At 42.2% G+C, this 17,235-nt stretch carries 14 protein-coding genes and 2 tRNA genes; 2 read left to right on the forward strand and 14 right to left on the reverse strand.

Features of this window, described 5'->3' with window-relative positions; genetic code table 11:
- Positions 1–18 precede the first annotated feature (18 nt).
- The 8 genes from uvrC to JKP82_RS17445 form a co-directional block, all read right to left on the reverse strand.
- Positions 19–1,836: an excinuclease ABC subunit UvrC gene (gene uvrC, locus JKP82_RS17410; RefSeq protein WP_159530378.1), complete on the reverse strand. Its 1,818-nt coding sequence runs from the start codon at positions 1,834–1,836 to the stop codon at positions 19–21.
- A gap of 6 nt (positions 1,837–1,842) precedes the next feature.
- Positions 1,843–2,487: a UvrY/SirA/GacA family response regulator transcription factor gene (gene uvrY, locus JKP82_RS17415; RefSeq protein ID WP_159530380.1), complete on the reverse strand. Its 645-nt coding sequence runs from the start codon at positions 2,485–2,487 to the stop codon at positions 1,843–1,845.
- Positions 2,488–2,554: 67 nt separating this feature from the next.
- Positions 2,555–3,202: a pirin family protein gene (locus JKP82_RS17420; RefSeq protein ID WP_258544425.1), complete on the reverse strand. Its 648-nt coding sequence runs from the start codon at positions 3,200–3,202 to the stop codon at positions 2,555–2,557.
- Between the two features lie 348 nt (positions 3,203–3,550).
- Positions 3,551–4,933 (reverse strand): aminotransferase class I/II-fold pyridoxal phosphate-dependent enzyme, encoded by a 1,383-nt coding sequence (locus tag JKP82_RS17425; protein WP_218398020.1) that lies wholly within the window; start codon positions 4,931–4,933, stop codon positions 3,551–3,553.
- A 51-nt stretch (positions 4,934–4,984) separates the two neighbouring features.
- Complete coding sequence (ovoA, locus tag JKP82_RS17430; protein WP_218398022.1) at positions 4,985–7,084, reverse strand: 5-histidylcysteine sulfoxide synthase; 2,100 nt, start codon at positions 7,082–7,084, stop codon at positions 4,985–4,987.
- A 647-nt stretch (positions 7,085–7,731) separates the two neighbouring features.
- Positions 7,732–7,823 (reverse strand) — tRNA-Ser (locus tag JKP82_RS17435).
- Between the two features lie 141 nt (positions 7,824–7,964).
- On the reverse strand, positions 7,965–8,801 hold the full coding sequence (locus JKP82_RS17440; RefSeq protein WP_218398024.1) for a DODA-type extradiol aromatic ring-opening family dioxygenase: 837 nt from the start codon (positions 8,799–8,801) through the stop codon (positions 7,965–7,967).
- A gap of 113 nt (positions 8,802–8,914) precedes the next feature.
- Positions 8,915–9,364: a DoxX family protein gene (locus JKP82_RS17445; RefSeq protein WP_159530390.1), complete on the reverse strand. Its 450-nt coding sequence runs from the start codon at positions 9,362–9,364 to the stop codon at positions 8,915–8,917.
- Between the two features lie 192 nt (positions 9,365–9,556).
- Between JKP82_RS17445 and JKP82_RS17450 the strand changes: the two genes are divergently transcribed.
- Positions 9,557–10,489, forward strand: a complete 933-nt coding sequence (locus JKP82_RS17450) for a LysR family transcriptional regulator (protein WP_218398059.1) — start codon at positions 9,557–9,559, stop codon at positions 10,487–10,489.
- Between the two features lie 58 nt (positions 10,490–10,547).
- Here JKP82_RS17450 and JKP82_RS17455 read toward each other — a convergent pair whose 3' ends face one another.
- The 3 genes from JKP82_RS17455 to JKP82_RS17465 form a co-directional block, all read right to left on the reverse strand.
- Complete coding sequence (locus JKP82_RS17455; protein ID WP_218398026.1) at positions 10,548–12,014, reverse strand: DUF3360 family protein; 1,467 nt, start codon at positions 12,012–12,014, stop codon at positions 10,548–10,550.
- A gap of 331 nt (positions 12,015–12,345) precedes the next feature.
- A tRNA-Ser gene (locus tag JKP82_RS17460) sits at positions 12,346–12,437 on the reverse strand.
- Between the two features lie 203 nt (positions 12,438–12,640).
- The gene (locus JKP82_RS17465; RefSeq protein ID WP_159530394.1) at positions 12,641–13,021 is read right to left on the reverse strand and encodes a hypothetical protein; all 381 of its coding nucleotides are present in this window, start codon (positions 13,019–13,021) and stop codon (positions 12,641–12,643) included.
- Positions 13,022–13,474: 453 nt separating this feature from the next.
- On the opposite strand from JKP82_RS17465, the gene JKP82_RS17470 reads away from it, so the two are divergent.
- Complete coding sequence (locus JKP82_RS17470) at positions 13,475–14,146, forward strand: hypothetical protein (protein WP_159530396.1); 672 nt, start codon at positions 13,475–13,477, stop codon at positions 14,144–14,146.
- Positions 14,147–14,151: 5 nt separating this feature from the next.
- On the opposite strand, the gene JKP82_RS17475 is transcribed toward JKP82_RS17470, so the two are convergent.
- From JKP82_RS17475 to JKP82_RS17485, 3 genes are all read right to left on the reverse strand, one after another.
- Complete coding sequence (locus tag JKP82_RS17475) at positions 14,152–15,183, reverse strand: alpha/beta hydrolase (protein ID WP_159530398.1); 1,032 nt, start codon at positions 15,181–15,183, stop codon at positions 14,152–14,154.
- Positions 15,184–15,296: 113 nt separating this feature from the next.
- On the reverse strand, positions 15,297–16,367 hold the full coding sequence (locus JKP82_RS17480; protein ID WP_159530400.1) for a sensor histidine kinase: 1,071 nt from the start codon (positions 16,365–16,367) through the stop codon (positions 15,297–15,299).
- Positions 16,368–16,515: 148 nt separating this feature from the next.
- Positions 16,516–17,205, reverse strand: coding sequence for a response regulator transcription factor (locus JKP82_RS17485; protein ID WP_159530402.1), 690 nt, complete (start codon positions 17,203–17,205; stop codon positions 16,516–16,518).
- Positions 17,206–17,235: the final 30 nt, after the last annotated feature.

Raw genomic sequence — 17,235 nt, forward strand, 5'->3', positions numbered from 1 at the left:
TGCGCGTATTGGATGAGATTAAAGATGAAGATGATCGTATATGGTGTCAGCTAACTCTTTGCTAATACCTGGTACGCTAGCAATTTCATCCTTACTGGCCTTTTTAAGCCCTTGCAGCCCACCCATATATTTCAACAGTGTTTGGCGACGTTTAGCCCCTACTCCAGGTATGGTTTCTAAACTTGATGTGGTTTTAACCTTTTGACGGCGGTTTCTGTGCCCAGTAATTGCAAAGCGGTGAGATTCATCTCTAATATGCTGAATAAGATGCAATGCGGGTGAGTGGCTGTCCATAGGCACGGTGTCGTGGCTATCGGCCAATATAATAGTTTCTAAACCCGGTTTGCGGGTTGTGCCTTTCGCTACACCCAATAACATTGGCTTTTTATCATGAGGCCAATCTTTAAAGAAAGATTCAGCCTGAGACAACTGCCCTTTACCGCCATCGATAAGCAGCAAATCAGGGATCTTTTGTACTTCTTTAACTGATTTATACCGTCGCTTGAGGGCTTGAGCCATGGCGGCGTAATCATCACCAGGCGTAATGCCTTCAATGTTATAGCGGCGGTAATCGCTTTTAAGTGGGCCTTCACGATTAAACACCACGCAAGATGCTACGGTTTGTTCGCCTGAGGTGTGGCTTATGTCGAAACATTCCATACGCTGCAATGGCGCCTCTAATTCAAGCGCTGTTTCTAAATCGAGATAACGGGCAAATACAGACTTTTGTTCGCCGTACTGGGCCTCTAGTGCGGTTTCAGCATTGGCTTGTGCCAATTCTAGGTAGCGACGTTTCTCTTCACGTGCACCTTTAAAGAAATTCACACGGTATCCGGCTTCACTGCTAAGCAAATCGGCAATCGCTTGCTCATCAGACAGCGCACTAGCAAATACCATTTGCTTAGGAATAAGTTTGTTACCCGCTAAATAAAACTGCAAAAAAAAGGATTCAAATATTTCTTGTTCATCAGCCGTGTTCGGCACCTTTGGAAAAAACGCTTTGCTGCCTAAAAGTTGGCTGTCACGAATAAACATCACCTGAATACACGCCATATTGCCTTTCACCGCAAAGCCAAATATGTCCATTTCATCTTGGGTACCGGCTACCCATTGGCGCTCTTGTACTTTGCGAAGTGTATTAATTTGGTCGCGATAACGCGCGGCAGCTTCAAAGTTTAGCGCTTCGCTGGCTTTTTCCATTTTATCGACCAAGGTACCAATGACTTGTTGGTTTTTACCTTTTAGGAATAGCCTAGCAAGGTCTATTTGCTCGTTATATTCTTCGTCGCTTACATAACCTTCAACACAAGGCGCACTGCAACGCTGCATTTGGTACTGCAAACAAGGGCGACTTCTTGCGCGATAGTAACTGTCTTCACACTGGCGTACAGGAAAAATACGCTGCATAGAACGCAAACTTTCACGAACGGCACCCGCACTAGGATAAGGGCCAAAATATTCGCCCTTTTTCTTTTGCGGGCCACGGTGAAACGATAAACGTGGGTGCTGGTGGTCAGATAGGAATATAAAAGGGTAGGATTTATCGTCACGCATGACCACGTTGTAACGTGGCTTGTACTTCTTGATGAAGTTATTTTCTAGCAAAAACGCTTCTGTTTCACTATTTACAACGGTGACATCCATATTGGCAATTTGCATTACCAATGAGCGTGTTTTTGCATTATCGACATTCATCCGAAAATAGCTAGAAACACGCTTTTTAAGGTTTTTTGCTTTACCTACATAAATGACGTCTTCCTGAGCGTTATACATTCTGTATACGCCCGGTTGAGAAGTTAAATTTTTGAGAAACGCTGCGGAATCAAATGCAGACATGCTGGGCTAAAGCAAATTCGAATCGATGAGTTTGTGGCGAAGCGCTAAGTGGGTTAATTCCACATCAGTGGTTACGCCTAACTTTTCAAACATACGATAACGGTATGTATTGACAGTTTTCGCGTTAATGCTTAACTCATTGGCAATGTCAGGTACGCGTTTGCCCTTGGTGAGGCGAAGCGCAATACTTAACTCTCTATCTGATAAATCATTAAACGGGTTGTCTGAATTCGGGGAAAGCTTATCGATGGCGATACTGTTCGCTACTTCACTATCGATATACTTTTGCCCAGCAACGACTTTATGAATGGCTCGAATAACTTCTTCAGGTTCAGCATCTTTCGTTAAGAAACCAAACGCGCCAGCATTCATAACCTGCATCGGAATGGGGCTTTCTTTGTGCATAGACAAACAAATCACGCGAGTGTTCTCAGACATTCGCACAATGCGTTTAGTTGCTTCTAGCCCGCCAATACCGGGCATATTTACGTCCATGAGTACCACATCTGGGGCATTTTTTCGACATAACTGTACGGCATCTTCGCCATTTTTAGCTTCAGCTATGATTGAAAAATCTACGACATCTTCCAGAATTCGGCGGATCCCTCTTCTGACCAAATCATGGTCATCTGCTAGGATAATTTTTATCACAAGTATCTCACTGACTACGGTTTACTTTCGAACAAAAAAGATCCGTAACCGTGGTGGTTTCCACCAGTTACTTACCAATCATGCGTCTATTTAAGGTAGTCATCTTATCTGACTTCACGTCGTTAACTATTAATTCACCTTTCACAATATGCAAATAGCCAGCTCCCAAGGTTGTTGTAGATTCAACCGCTAAGTCGAAAGCTTCGCCTTGGCTAAGAGCCAGTTTACTAATACGTGCTTCTTGATTAATTTTTAATGCGCCGTTTTGCCCCGACTCACTGACAAGCAACTCTAATCCGTTTTTATCACTAACCGACTTCTGTAAATAAGCTGGCTGAACACCCGTTACGTTAGGCTCAATCCAAATTTGAATAAAATTAACTTCCTCGTGATCAGACGCATTCATTTCAGAATGCCTAATGCCCTTTCCTGCACTCATCACTTGAATATCACCAGCAGGAATAACGTAGTCGTTACCTGTGCTGTCTTTGTGTTTTAGCGCACCGCTTACGACAAAAGAAATGATTTCCATGTCTCGGTGTCCATGGGTTTCAAAGCCTCTACCCGCCTGTACGATATCATCGTTAATGACCCTTAGGGCAGAAAACCCCATATGATTGGCGTCATAATACTGGCCAAATGAAAAACTATGTTTGCTGTTTAGCCAACCAAGATTTACGTTGCCTCGTTCGCTACCTTTTCGGATGTATTGCATCTTTAATTCCTTACATCGACTCTTTTGCGCCAAGCACCACTAGAGCGCTTGTTATCGATAATCAATTTTCAATACTCAATATTGTAGTACCTAAACAGCGGGATAAAATTAGCGAATTTAGCACCATTCATTCGTTTTTTGAGAATGAATGGATGTTGGGCTAGGTCTAGGCTAGGTACTAAATTGGCTTTCCCGATGCAGAGCACGATACAGGAGCCCGAGGTGAAAATTAGTCAGATCTAACGGTAGAAATAGGAAGCACCCAACAAAGGGGGAACGAACTGGATTTAGTAAACACAGCATGAGTGACAATTAGCGGAAGACTAGCACTAAGCTAAAGGCTATAACTTAATCGGAAAATAATCTCAGTAACGCCGTTTTTATCGCACTAGGGTGACATGCCAAATTAAGGCGCAAATAACCTGGGGCGTTAAAACTTGACCCATCAACACCAATAACCCCACGCTTGCAGGTTTCAACGAACATGTTTTGTGGAAAGCGTTGATTCAAATTCAACCATAAAAAGTAACCAGCCTCACCCAAAGTAAAAGATGTGGTTGGGCTCAGTACGTTCATAAGCGCTTTGGCGTATTGCCTGTTAAACGCAATAGCCTTCAACACTAACGCCAACCAGTCATCTGCTTTTTCGTAGGCCGCAATCAGTGCAACTTTAGCTACGGGGGATGCCTCAAGATGGCAGCTGTCTATTTCCATTGCAAACTTAGTGCGTAGTTCATCATTTACAATAATGGCATACGATGCAGCGGGTATAGCCGATAAATTAAATGCTTTTGCGGCACTGTTTATTCGTATAATTGTGTCTTGCACAAATGGGATATCTATCGCAAAAGGTTTTATAGCGCTTGGAGCATTATGCTTGGTGTTAGTTTTGGTGTTGCTCGAAGCATTCACAGTAGCATCGGCATCAATAAAACCAAATTCACTGTGCACTTCATCAAGGATAAGGGTGATATTGTGGGTTTCACAAAAACGGGCAATATCAAGTTGGTATGACTCGCTTAGCACTGTGCCTGTGGGGTTATTCGGGTGGCAAAGCACAAAGGCAGTACAATCTGCATCTAATAACGCGGTTGTATTTTTTTCTAAACCTGTTTCAACACCGGTTCCCTTATAACTAATATCGTCAATACTCACATCAACGAGGTTTAGGCCTTGCGCCGCCATTCTTTCTCGAAGAGGGCCATAGGTAGGTGAAAGCACCATGACCTTATCACCTTTTGTGGTGCACACCTTCAACGCAGTATCTACTGCAGCCATCACACTTGCCGTACTCACTACCGAATTGGAAGCAATGACCGCACCTTGTTTAGCGTAACGGGCTGCCACAACATCACCAATATCACATGACTGATACCCATAATGCGAAGACACAAATGCCGATATAGCATGGGCAATGTGCTTAGATGGCGCAGTGTCCATGTCGGCTATCCACATACTTACTGCGTGTTCTGGTGCATGCGGGAAGCGAGTAGAAAGCGACGAAAACTTCAGGCGGTTTCTTGCGTGAGCCTCGCCATAGTCGGCGTTGTCATTGTCATCAGTGTCACCTAAAGACAAGGGTGTATGCCAAAGCGATGAAAATTCACTACATTGCTCAGAAAATAAATTGTCGATATCGGCAACCTGTTTTCTCAAAGCAGCGTTTATATCTACGCTGCAGCCCGCTATTTGATCGGCGCCTGCTAAAGCGCTTTGCTTAGCCGCTTTCATTCATTACCTTTTTGGCAAAGAACACAACGCGTAAACACTGTATACACAATACTATCGCTTCTTAAACACGTTAAATTCAGACAGCGTATGCTGGAATTTACGCTTTGTTTCACGAATAACAAAAGGAATTTCAGTTGGCGCCCCTACTCGCTCGAAATTTTCTTTAAGCGTGGCTTCCAGCGCTTCTGTCGACGTTAACGTTTCACCGTTCTCGTCTTTGAAACCCCCTAACCATTCGCTACGCTCTGTATATTCTTCCAACCACGTAAACGGTGAGGCTATTACCAGTATGCCGCCTGCATTAAGCCTTGCAGTAACATCGTTCAACACTTTCTTAGGGCTGTACACTCTATCAAGCAAGTTACCCATAAAGATCAAATCGTAGCCTGTAAATTGCGGCTTCAAGTTACAGGCGTCACCTTGGGCAAAATGGACTTTATCTGCACATTCCGCTAAGCCCATGTTGCTTAGCTTACGGGCTTTAAACGACGTTAATTCGCCCTCTTCAATAAGGTTATAACGAATTTCACCTCGTTCCTGCATAGCAACAGCGGTTTTAATAAACCGTGCAGAGAAATCGATGCCATCAACCTGGTCAAAATAGGTGGCTAATTCAAACGATGAGCGCCCTACTGCACAGCCTAAGTCTAACGCTTTTCCGCCTTTGTTTTGAGGCATGTGGCTTAAACAAAAATGAGCACTTGCTTTAGCGAAGTTTTCAACATTAAAGTAAGTGTCACCGTAATGGAACTCACTGTATTGTGATACCTGTGTATCGCTTTCGTAATCCAAATCATTTACCTGTATAGGTAGTGCAGCTTCTACATAGCGAAAGCCTGCGTGTTGAAAAAAGTGACGGCGAAACGCATAACGGCTTTGTGCCATAGCCTCGTTCCCCGTAGATATCCAGCTTCCACCTTTAATAAGATTATGCTTGTTGTCAAAGGTAGGCGTGGTGAAATCATCGTACAGCGGATGCACTTTAAACCCATCAAAGGGGTAAATTGGCGTTTCCGTCCATTGCCATACGTTACCTACTACATCGTAAAAATCACCGGCTTGGTTAACATCTACCGGTTCACTAGACGCGTACTTGTTCAACGCAACATTGTAGCCGCTTGAATAAATATTATCGGTAACGCCCGCGAACTCACGTAAACGTAGCCACTCATCTTCAGTAGGTAGTCGAATTAGCGTGCCGGATTGCTCACTTTTATAATTACAGAAGGCTTTCGCTTCGTGGTAATTCACATCTACAGGCCAACTCAGTGGTAATGGAAATGCTTCCAACATACTGCGATACAAATAACCGCTATCAGCCTTTACCCAAAAAGTCGGGTGAGCTGCTTTTGTGTACTCGCGCCACTTATTGCCTTCCTCTTCCCAGTAATCTGAGCTCTCATATCCGCCTGCTTCTATAAACGTTAAAAACTCACCATTACTCACAGCGAATTGACTGGCTTTGAATTCGGCTACACTAGCTTGATGGTGGCCATATTCGTTATCCCACCCATACAAGGCATCGTTCCATTGTTTGTTACATATAACATCGCCACTTGGCACGTCAATTAATGTATTGATAGGAGCACTAGATGAAACGTTACATCTGGGCCAATTTTTGTTATCGGTCTTAACCTGGCTAATGGGCAGTTGACGAATAAGGACTGAGGACGTTTCTAAATGAATGCGTTCATGTTCAATTCCCATCACCAGCGGCCACATTGGGCTTTCCCAATTGATAGGCATACTAAAATCGAGGGTTTCAATTACCGATAACACGAGATCGCGCACTTGGCGGCGATACTGACGCACTTCATCAACAGACGGCCATACGTAGTTCTCGTCGTTAAGATCATCCCAACTCATTTCGTCTACACCGATAGCAAATAACGACTCGAATCTCGGGTTGATACGCTCAGAAATGATTTTAGCCAAAATAAGCTTATTGATAAAAAAAGTCGCGGTATGGCCAAAATAAAAGATAAGTGGATGGCGAAGCTTTTCAGCACGCTGGAAATAGGCATCATCGCTTGCTAGGCAAGTAAATAGGCTTTCATAGGTATCAAACGAATCCGTAAAATACGCTTTTATTTCCTGACGTTTTTGCTCAACACTGCCCTGACTCAAATTGAGCGTACTCATAGCCTGCATATCAATCCTCTATATTTATTCTTTTTCGTCAGTGGGTGTAACGAGCTGTCGTTGCGTTTCACTTACACTTTCGTTTTAAGCATTAGCACTGTAATGAGTAATAACCTCTATATCACTTACTATACACCTTAATTGCAATTGGACATTAGAGTGAAGCCCTAATCACACATCTGTGAACTAGTGTCTTTAAACAAGTGTACCTATGTACAATAGCGATAATATAGAAAACTAATGGTTAATCGTTTTTAGCAAAAATTTATGACCAACATGCGACTGTCGCGAGTGCCTTTCTTCTATCTCTCACTCATTTTTACTAACGCCGCTTAGTCGAAAATATTAGTTATTATGAATGTAATCATTTTATAAGAGCTTATTACAAATTATAGACAGAGGAAGATCAGAAAAACTTTCAATGAGTTGCAGTACTTTTTCACCGCTATCTTTCGTTTGTTTGTCCGTTTATCATTGCGGCATTGCTACTTAGTGGCTAGAACAACTTCTAGCCTTAATAAAAGTTTTAGAATTGTGAATTTTATTTAATTAAACCTGCCCGAAAATATACGCTGCTTATTCCCGTTTGCTGTGGTGCTAATACACTTTATTTCAGGCATAAAAAAACCCGCAACAGTGTGCGGGTTTTCAAAACTTGGCGGAGAGGGAGGGATTCGAACCCCCGGAAGGTTTGACCCTTCGCCTGATTTCAAGTCAGGTGCATTAAACCGAGCTCTGCCACCTCTCCAAGTGCTGTGTATCTTAATGATTTAGCTGAAAGTGTAAAGCACTAACTTAAACTTTTATGTTCAACCGATTAATTGATAAACAAAGTGCTTGTATTTTGGTTAATTTGTTTAAGTTAAGTGCATGTCCGTGGATGTTTCGCTTAGTTTTTCCAAACAAACATACTTGCTGGCTTCGTCAGTAACGTTAATGATATTGCTTTGTCTACCGTCCTTTCATTTGCACCGTAACAAACATGAAGAGGGAGTAAATGTTCTTCTCTAGGGTGAGCAAATATTCCGTGGGGTGAACTTTTCCACTCAATGAGTTTTTGACTCCGTTCTAATTCATTCATTGCTTCAAACTTCATTGTTTCTTGTAGCCATTGATTGAATTCTTGTGCTTTTTTATTTGCCGACGCTGAACTATCAAAAAAGCCACGCATGTTATGAAAAGACGAACCCGAGCCCAACAGTAAAACATGCTTGTCGTTACAATTAGCCTGTAAAATGTGTCTCAATGCCCTTCCTAACGCTATATGCTTTGCCGCATCCAAGTCTGATGTTAAGGATACTTGAATACATGGAATGTCTGCTTCTGGGTACATGATAGTGAGAGGAACAAACATCCCATGATCAAACCCGCGATTTTGGTTAGCCGTTGCATCAACTCCCTGTGCTTGCAAACCCGCCACAATAGATGCAGATAAATCGGGGATACCAAGGGCTGGATATTGCAATGTATAAGCCCGCTCAGGAAAGCCGTAGTAATCATAAATCAAGCTTGGTTTGTTACCGGCAGTCACTTGGGTGTTATTTTCCTCCCAATGCGCACTAACCACCACAATGACATCAGGCCTTCGCATATCTCGCGATAAGGTTTTAAGTACCTCAATCATTTCTTTATGGTTTGCGCCCCCTTTGCCGTCTTCATCTGTACCGCGTTCTAGAAGTGGCAGCGGTCCACCACCATGTGAAATGTAAGCCGTTGTAATACTCATCAGTGTTTTTCCCGATATAACTGTTAAATCGATGACGCAGACTCATTAAAGCTATAGGCAGCCTTCATTCGTGCCTGTCTTTCACAAAATCAGCCTTTTATAAAGCCACCGTATTAACCAAGTAATTTATTGCTGATAACAGCATCAAATGAAAACTTTCCGGCGCCCTGAATAGACAGTGCAACCGTGGCAGCAAGTAGGGCTAAGGCAAATTCGTAACCGTTGTTGCTCATGAATAATCCGTTACCCGCATGCACACTAAAAATAGCGACTAACATGGTGAACGCACTTAGTGCGGCAGCGGGACGTGTAAGAAACCCAAGTATTAGCGCTATTCCCCCAAAAAACTCTGCACTACCAGCGAGTAATGCCATGATAAGCCCAGGAGCTAACCCTATACTCTCCATCCATTGTCCAGTCCCCTCAAGACCGTATCCGCCAAACCATGCAAATAGCTTTTGCCCACCATGTGCAGCTAAAATAATTCCGAGGGGCACACGTAGCACTAAATTCGCTACACTATTGTTGCTAGAAAATACGGTTGTTAAAAAATGCTTATTCATAGTTACACCTTAATATTTAGTCACGGCAACCACACTGCCGTGCAGAAAGCCTTTAGTTAGTTGTTAGTCCTTTGTCTGTGACGAAGAACTAACTGCATGGGTCTAGAATAGTTGTCAACATAAATTGAATAAAGCGGCATAGTATTGAATAATTAACAACGTTTTGTTGACAATATGGTTGATAATAGAGAAATGGATAGGATCGCACTGCTTAAAACGTTTGTGGTGGTTGCTAATGAAGGCAGTTTTACTCGCGCTGCGGATAGGCTAAACACTTCAAACCAGCTTATAAGTAAATATGTGGCTCAACTTGAAAAGCACTTAGACGTACGTTTATTCAACCGCACTACCCGAAAGATTCACCTGACAGAAGCAGGGCAACAGTGTTTACTGCATGCCAATAACATATTGGAAAGTGTTAACGATATGGAGGGACAGCTGGGCCTACTTAACACGCAAGCCAAAGGTGTACTACGCGTAAGTGCCCCTGTATCCTTTTCTACCTTACATCTTTCTTCATCACTCGCGGCGTTCCAACATGCTCATCCCAGCGTTTCTGTAAACTTACAACTGAATGATCGCAAAGTAGATGTGGTAGATGAAGGTCTGGATGTTGCGATTCGGGCTGGCTATTTAGCTAACTCTGCCCTCGTTGCAAAAAAGATCACCACACTTAACTTAGCCCTTTGTGCAGCACCGGCCTATTTAGAAAAATATGGAACGCCTGCACATCCATCAGAGTTGAATCCAGAGCATTACCTAGAATATTCGTATGTAAATTATGATAGTGACGGGTCTGAGTTAATGAAGGCGCTTAAAACTAATGCGCAAAAAGTAACACCAAAACTTATTGCGAACAATGGAGAGGTACTGACTAATGTGGCAATACACGGTGATGGTTATGTACTACAACCTACTTTTATTACCGGTGACGCGCTCAGACGGGGTGAATTGTTATCAATATTAGAAGACTATGTCCCACAAGCTATTTCGTTATATGCGGTATACCCACACCGTAAACTGGTTTCCAATAAGCTCCGCGTTTTTATCGACTTTTTGTGTGCGTACTTTGAAGATACTCCTTACTGGGACAAGCTCTTAAATGAGCCCATACCAAAAAATTAATGCAGGGGCCGCTATAAACACAGCCCCTACCCTTAATATTATAAAAACGTTTTAGTACTTACACCCTGAAGGTCTCAATGATGGCAGGCACCCCTGGGAACATACCAATCAGAGCCATAACCGTACATAGCACAATAAAGGTAATGCCCGGTATTAACCACCTACCCGCTTTGCCAAGTTCACCAGCCCGTTCTTTACAACCAACTAACCCTAAGTTATCGAGAAGCATAGTGAACGACCAACCAAACACAGGGTTAACCAGTACTGATGAAATTACCACTAGGGCCGCAGATTGTGTTGTTTTACCTTCTCGTGTCATTTGCATACCGGCTTCCATCAGCGGTAAAAACACACCGACTATGAGTGCAACACATAACACGGGAGGCCAAATAGCAAGGTCCATTGGATAACCCCAAATGGCAGCAACTACACACAATATGCCAGTTACTATCGCTCCGCCTGGAATAGGTCTACGAGCAATTGAAGCTGGTATTATGTAGGTTCCCCACGATGAAGCAATATTCCCCCCACCAAGTAAACTTCCCACTGCTTGGCGGCTAGATGCTGCAATCATGGTATCGTCGATATTCATGTGCGCTTTCTCACTGTGCTTCGGATAGCTCAGCTTCTGGAAAACCTGATGCCCAAGAAAATCTGGAGACCACATAGACACCGCTAATACAGCAAATGGCAGTACCGCAATAAAATGAGACCAATCAGGTAACCCCAGTTGCCAACCTGTACTTTCACCCCACCAATAGGCTGGGTTTAAGTTTGGCATACCCGGTGAGGTAGTAAATTCAAATGGCGCGCCTAGAGCAAAAGCAATAACCGCTGCCATGACTGCACCTAAAGGAATAGCCAACCAACGCTTTTGAATATGCTCCAACCATGCATACATTAAAATGGTGGCAACAATAACCACAAAGGCTAAATAGGCCATGTCGAAACTCTCTGCCCACGCAAACAGCTTTTTAACTTGCCCAGTAATACCAATAAATCCTAAATACAGTAAAAGGCCGCCACAAACCCCATTACTGGTTAGCTTTGCTAGTACACTGCCGCCTTTGGTTATCCCCAACAAAAAGCCAAAAAAGCCAATTAACAGCCCTAACGCCATAGGATGACCGCCCGACGCAACAATCAGTGGTACCAAAGGCAGTAAAGGGCCATGAGTACCCGCTAAGTTCGCTGAAGGGTTGAAAAAACCGGATATCAACACAACAAAAAGCACTGCAGCAATGAGAAGTTCAAACCGGACGTTTTCTACAACGAATTCAGGTGATAACCCTAATGGCGCAGCAAACGCTCCTACAACGGCGGCAACCATTACAATTTTACCTATCGTTGCCGCCATGCCAGGCACACAGTCTTCCCACTCTATACGATAGTCTCTACCTGGTAGGTTGAATCGCCAGCGCTTTGGCGCAATGATTTGTAATTCGTGGTTGAGGTAATCTTCTCTTGATTTAAATGTATTACTTGGCTTGTGAAGTTTTTGATAAGAATCGCTTTCTTGAGACACTTTACACCTTACGATTGCTGGAAGAATCGCAAGGCTATACCTGTTAATAGCCTGTAACAATGCGACTGTGGTCTTACACGTAAACTGATTTCGCATTTATTTTATGTATAAAAAACCCGCAACAATGTGCGGGTTCTCAGAACTTGGCGTAGAGGGAGGGATTCATTCGCGCCGTCCATGGCGCTCACACTACGGGCAGCCTTCAGCTGTGCAAAATGGCTATCCTGCCATTTTGTCGAAAAACGGGGGGTCTCACCCTCCCTCTCATGTAAGCTTTAACTTTTCTTTTAACCATAAAAAAACCCGCAACAGTGTGCGGGATTTCAAAACTTGGCGGAGAGGGAGGGATTCGAACCCCCGGAAGGTTTGACCCTTCGCCTGATTTCAAGTCAGGTGCATTAAACCGAGCTCTGCCACCTCTCCAAGTGCTGCGTATCTTAATGATATTTTTCTGCGTGTAAAGTGCAAATCTAAATAAAGTGTGCCAAGTGGCGAATAGATAAACAAAATGAAAAGCAAAGGCCTTATTTCGTACAAAATGCACTTGTTTTGCGCCATTTAGCTAATAACCACGCTAAGTGAATCTGCAAAGCTTCACATTTTTGTAGGCAGTTATTTTCAGCACCTTATAAAGGGATTAACCTTGCTTCCACTTCAACTTGTTCAACATGGCAAAGCCCCTCGGCAACTTCAACATCATAAGCATACCAGTACTCATAGCCCTCTTTTTGCACGGTAATGTTATAATAGCCTTGTCGCTCAAGTGCGCCTAACAACATCGCAGTAGAATCGCAATCAGAGGATTCTGGATTGGTTAGCTCTTCCTCGTAGCTTGACTCTTGTAGTATGGCAGTGGCGCCACAAGAAATAGGTGCTTCGGTTACATCATCAATAACGGTTATAGCGATGCCTGGAATAACTTCAGTGGTACAAACAACGCCATCGTCGTTATCTGAATTACACCCTGCCAACAAGATAATGGGTAACATAGCTAAAAAGCGCTTCATAAATTCATCCTTAAACAAGTATTAGGCTTTCGAAAGTATTTTCTGTATGTAAATCAAAGACTGAATACAAAACATACATCGAATAAATGATAAAATCATGTGATTTATTTCAAGCATAAAAAAAACCGCAACAGTGTGCGGGTTTCTAGAACTTGGCACAGAGGGAGGGATTCATTCGCGCCGTCCATGGCGCTCACCCTGCGGCTGTGCAAAATGGCTATCCTGCCATTTTGTCGAACAACGGTGGTTTGACCCCTCGCGCGAATTAAGCTTTCTCCTAAATATTCACTGGCACCAGAAATAGCAATTTTTTCACCTTACATTGACCATACAAGCACTACTATAAAAAGTTCTGATTAAAAAAACTCCTTATATTAAAGGATGTTTTGCTAATATTGCATCGTTGAAAACAACCTCATCAACTGGTGAGGTTTTATTGATGGCAAAAGAAAAATGAGAAAAAAACAATTTCATGGCGCTATCGCTTCTTTTATTTGCGCTACAAGCTTTATTCTTGGCTTGTGCCTCATATTTATCATTGCGCCCGACTTTAATGATGGCCCCGATCAACGCTTGCGTACCCTTAATAACTTTAGTGAATTAATGCAGGTTTGGTATTTCTTAGTTTATGTCGTATTTGGGATAAGCGTTTTAGTGCTTAGCGTTTCATTATTAGAAAATCAAACGCGAGAGCACAGTGTACTTCAGCAAATTACGATGCTAATGAGCTATCTTTGGTCATGTTACATATTCGCCAGCGGACTTATCGCTATTCTATCGATCGAGTTTCTATTTAGTGAAAATTATAAGCTGGGAACGGCTGTAGTTGATTTGTGGCGAGAGATATATGCGATACAAATGGGCTTAGGAGAAGGCTCTGAATGGGTAGGAGCAACCTGGGTCATGTTGATTAATACTTGTTTACTGAAAGAGGAAAGATTAAGTAAAAATCTTGTTCTCTTTGGTTATATTATAAGTTTTTTCGGTTTTTCGACGCTTATACCAAGTCTTAAGGAAATTGGCGCAGTATTTGGGTTATTGCAGATAATTTGGTTCATACTTGTAGGTTCGATGTTGCTGCATGAGAGGCGCGAGTTACAACAACATGTAACCATCGACATTTAACATGTTTAGAAATTAGCTCTAAGCCAGGCAGTCGCTTTCTCAATGGCTTGAGGATTAGATAATATGCTCATGTGATCAGCATGGTTTATTAATTCAACAGAGCCTAAAGCACTATTTTCACGAATAAAACTCGGGTACGCGCTGGCCAAAAACACTTCATCTTCTTGTCCTATAATCGCTATTAATGGCTGAGGTATATTGAGCAATGCTTTATCGGTAGTGTCCGGCCTAATAGGTTGAGCAGACATGATTGAAGAATAACTATAGGCCATCATCTGTGGTGGAAAATTAAAATACATAATAGCTAATGAGTCTAAATGATTAATTCCTATAGTGTTTAACATCAATAGCCCTATCATTCTCGTCGTATTGAATAAAATTGGCGAATTGCCCGCCATATCTCCACTCGCTTTACGCTGTGTAGGACCTTCGCCAAAATTGGGAGCAAACAATAAGTATCCGTCAACGTCTGGTTTATTATCTTTCAACGCGTAACGCATAGTAATACCGCCCCCCATTGAGTGACCACCAATAATAATATGACGATATAGACCTTTTGAGGACACGTTAGTTTTTGACGTTAAGTGCAGAAGAATATCTTCTAAATCATCCTCATATTGACCAATGTAAGCAACATCGAAATTGTCTCCTTGAGAAAATCCGTGTCCCCTCAGGTCGGGTAATAATATTTGAGCCCCTGTTGCCTCATGCAATTGCGTTGCAGTATTAATTAATGTTTGATGTGTGGTTGCTATTCCATGTATAAACACGATAACGCGCTGAGAATCAGGCCCAATCTTACGTACATAGAGTGACTTACCATCTCTTGCGGTTACTGTCATATGTTGCCCATTAATATTCAATGGTCCATTATGATTTGAATTATTTACATCATGGTGAATCAGGCTGAACGGAAACTTAGTTGGCCAAAATATCAAGCTAAAACTGATGGTCAAATAACTAAGTAAGATACAGCTAAAAATAATGCTACTTTTTACAATTTTTTTCGACAGTGTTGATGTGTTGTTTACCGTCATGACTGCTCCTATTTGAATGAATGTTGATTACGCAAAGAGGCCTAGATCAAAATATTCATTAGGAGTTTAAGTAGAAATAGGTGAAGCAAAGGTAAAACTTTAAACCGAAAGGGCTAAGTAATGGTTGATATAGTGACTCTGTAGATACGGTTTTCTTGCTCAATCATGACGCTCCACCCCATTTCTTCAACGATACGTTTCACAAGGTATTGTCCGTGCCCTAAACCTTGATAATAGGGGCGTTCTTGTGTGGCTTCCAGTGAATTTTCAAAAATGAGTTCGTGCCCAGAAGAACGGATTGTCATAGCTTTACCATTTCCATGGTAAACCCCGTTGTTTACAAGATTTTGGCAGAGCAAACCCAACAATAGCTCATTACCAATGGCCCGCATTGTAGGACAAACTGTAATGAGAGCATCAAAAGGAAAGTCGGGGTATAGATGATAAACCTTCAGTACAGTTTTCTCGATAATCGGTAAAACGCTAAATTCTGTAAACTCCAAATTTTCTTGCCTGGCTAGTGCCAAAAGTATTTCAACGGTCTGTTCAAGTTCATTGGCAGATTGTTTTAATAGATTGTGCTCAGCGTGGCTACCCACCTTTGCATTATTAAGTGTTAATGTATTTTTAATTAAAGTAATGGGAGTACGTAACTCATGACTAACGTCGCGAGTAAAATTTCGTTCCCGTTCCAATAATATTTGAATTTCGTCATAAGACTCTGCAAGCGCTTTGGCAAGTTTTCCAATTTCATCTGATCTATCTAAACCAAACATAGATGCTACAGCGACATTTCTTTCAGATTTAAAGTCAGCATTACTGCCTCTTTTTTCAACACTTTTGGTCAATTGCTCTATAGGGCGCGACAGCCATTTAGACAGGTACCAGGCGCTCAATAAACATAGAATAAATGCACTTCCAGAAATACTATAAAGAAACAAAGATTTATATTGGCTTAGATGTTGATTCGCAGAAAAAGAATTTATGTTCATCAGTAGCAGTTGGGGGCTTTGCTCAATCACAAATATTCTGAAAACAAACTGTTGATTGTCTTTTGTTTCAAAACTCCCGCTACGCGCATTGCCAACTGCCGTAATTATCTCATTGGGAACCGACTCCATATTGGTATATAAAACGGAGTTTAGTATTGTCGGTATTAATAACGGGTTGGTGATTGCTGTCAAGCGATGCTCCTCTTGTGCGAGCACAGATTGATAGGCGTTAGCTTCGGCGATTTCTATTAATATAGTTGAGAAGCGTATAAAAAAAATACAGATGACTAATGATAAACAAGTAAAAGCAACCATTAGTCTATTTTGTAAGCTTGTAAACCTAATCATCTATACCCTTTAACTGATAGCCAATATTGCTGATTGTGTGGAGGATAGGTTTTCCCGTTACTTGTTCAGTTGCTTTTCTTAGTGCATAAATGTGTGATTTCAGCGCATTGCTTTCAGGGGGTTCATCACCCCAAACGTGCTCAATCAATTCTGAGCGGCTGACAGGGTAAGGCATTTCACTCAATAGCTTATGTAATAGCTTAAAACCCACCTTTGTTACTTTTATATTTTCACTACTCCATACCACCTCAAACGACCTAGTGTCCAGAGATAACGCCCCATGGGAGACAACGGTATTTTGATGCAACTCAGACCTTCTTGACATCGCCTCGCATCGCAAAACCAGCTCTCTTAAATCAAAAGGCTTAGTAAGATAATCATCAGCGCCTTTACCAAAGCCTTTGACCTTATCCTCAAAAGCATCCCTAGCAGTAAGCATCAATATTGGTATGTTGGCGTTAGCGTGACGCTTAACTTCTTCACATACTCGTAAGCCGTCAATATCAGGTAAATTTAAGTCTAAAATAACAACGTCAAACGTATGCTCTAATGCTAGTTTTACTCCTAACTTACCGGTTGACGCATAATCTACGTCCCACTCGTGTCCTTGAAGAAAAGTGATAATTTGATTCGCTATTGCTTGGTTGTCTTCAACAAGAAGCACGCGTAATTTGCGCTTCATACAACTCTCCCTTTGCATAAAAACTGTGGC

The sequence above is a fragment of the Alteromonas lipotrueae genome (assembly GCF_019249215.1).
Taxonomy (GTDB): Bacteria; Pseudomonadota; Gammaproteobacteria; order Enterobacterales; family Alteromonadaceae; genus Alteromonas; species Alteromonas lipotrueae.

What these genes read in the sequence shown, in the direction of transcription:
- JKP82_RS17485 (WP_159530402.1), bottom strand. Translation starts at nt 17,205, where the DNA reads ATGAAGCGCAAATTACGCGTGCTTCTTGTTGAAGACAACCAAGCAATA.
- JKP82_RS17445 (WP_159530390.1), bottom strand. Translation starts at nt 9,364, where the DNA reads ATGAATAAGCATTTTTTAACAACCGTATTTTCTAGCAACAATAGTGTA.
- uvrC (WP_159530378.1), bottom strand. Translation starts at nt 1,836, where the DNA reads ATGTCTGCATTTGATTCCGCAGCGTTTCTCAAAAATTTAACTTCTCAA.
- JKP82_RS17440 (WP_218398024.1), bottom strand. Translation starts at nt 8,801, where the DNA reads ATGAGTATTACAACGGCTTACATTTCACATGGTGGTGGACCGCTGCCA.
- JKP82_RS17420 (WP_258544425.1), bottom strand. Translation starts at nt 3,202, where the DNA reads ATGCAATACATCCGAAAAGGTAGCGAACGAGGCAACGTAAATCTTGGT.
- ovoA (WP_218398022.1), bottom strand. Translation starts at nt 7,084, where the DNA reads ATGCAGGCTATGAGTACGCTCAATTTGAGTCAGGGCAGTGTTGAGCAA.
- JKP82_RS17470 (WP_159530396.1), top strand. Translation starts at nt 13,475, where the DNA reads ATGAGAAAAAAACAATTTCATGGCGCTATCGCTTCTTTTATTTGCGCT.
- JKP82_RS17465 (WP_159530394.1), bottom strand. Translation starts at nt 13,021, where the DNA reads ATGAAGCGCTTTTTAGCTATGTTACCCATTATCTTGTTGGCAGGGTGT.
- JKP82_RS17450 (WP_218398059.1), top strand. Translation starts at nt 9,557, where the DNA reads ATGGATAGGATCGCACTGCTTAAAACGTTTGTGGTGGTTGCTAATGAA.
- JKP82_RS17475 (WP_159530398.1), bottom strand. Translation starts at nt 15,183, where the DNA reads ATGACGGTAAACAACACATCAACACTGTCGAAAAAAATTGTAAAAAGT.
- JKP82_RS17425 (WP_218398020.1), bottom strand. Translation starts at nt 4,933, where the DNA reads ATGAAAGCGGCTAAGCAAAGCGCTTTAGCAGGCGCCGATCAAATAGCG.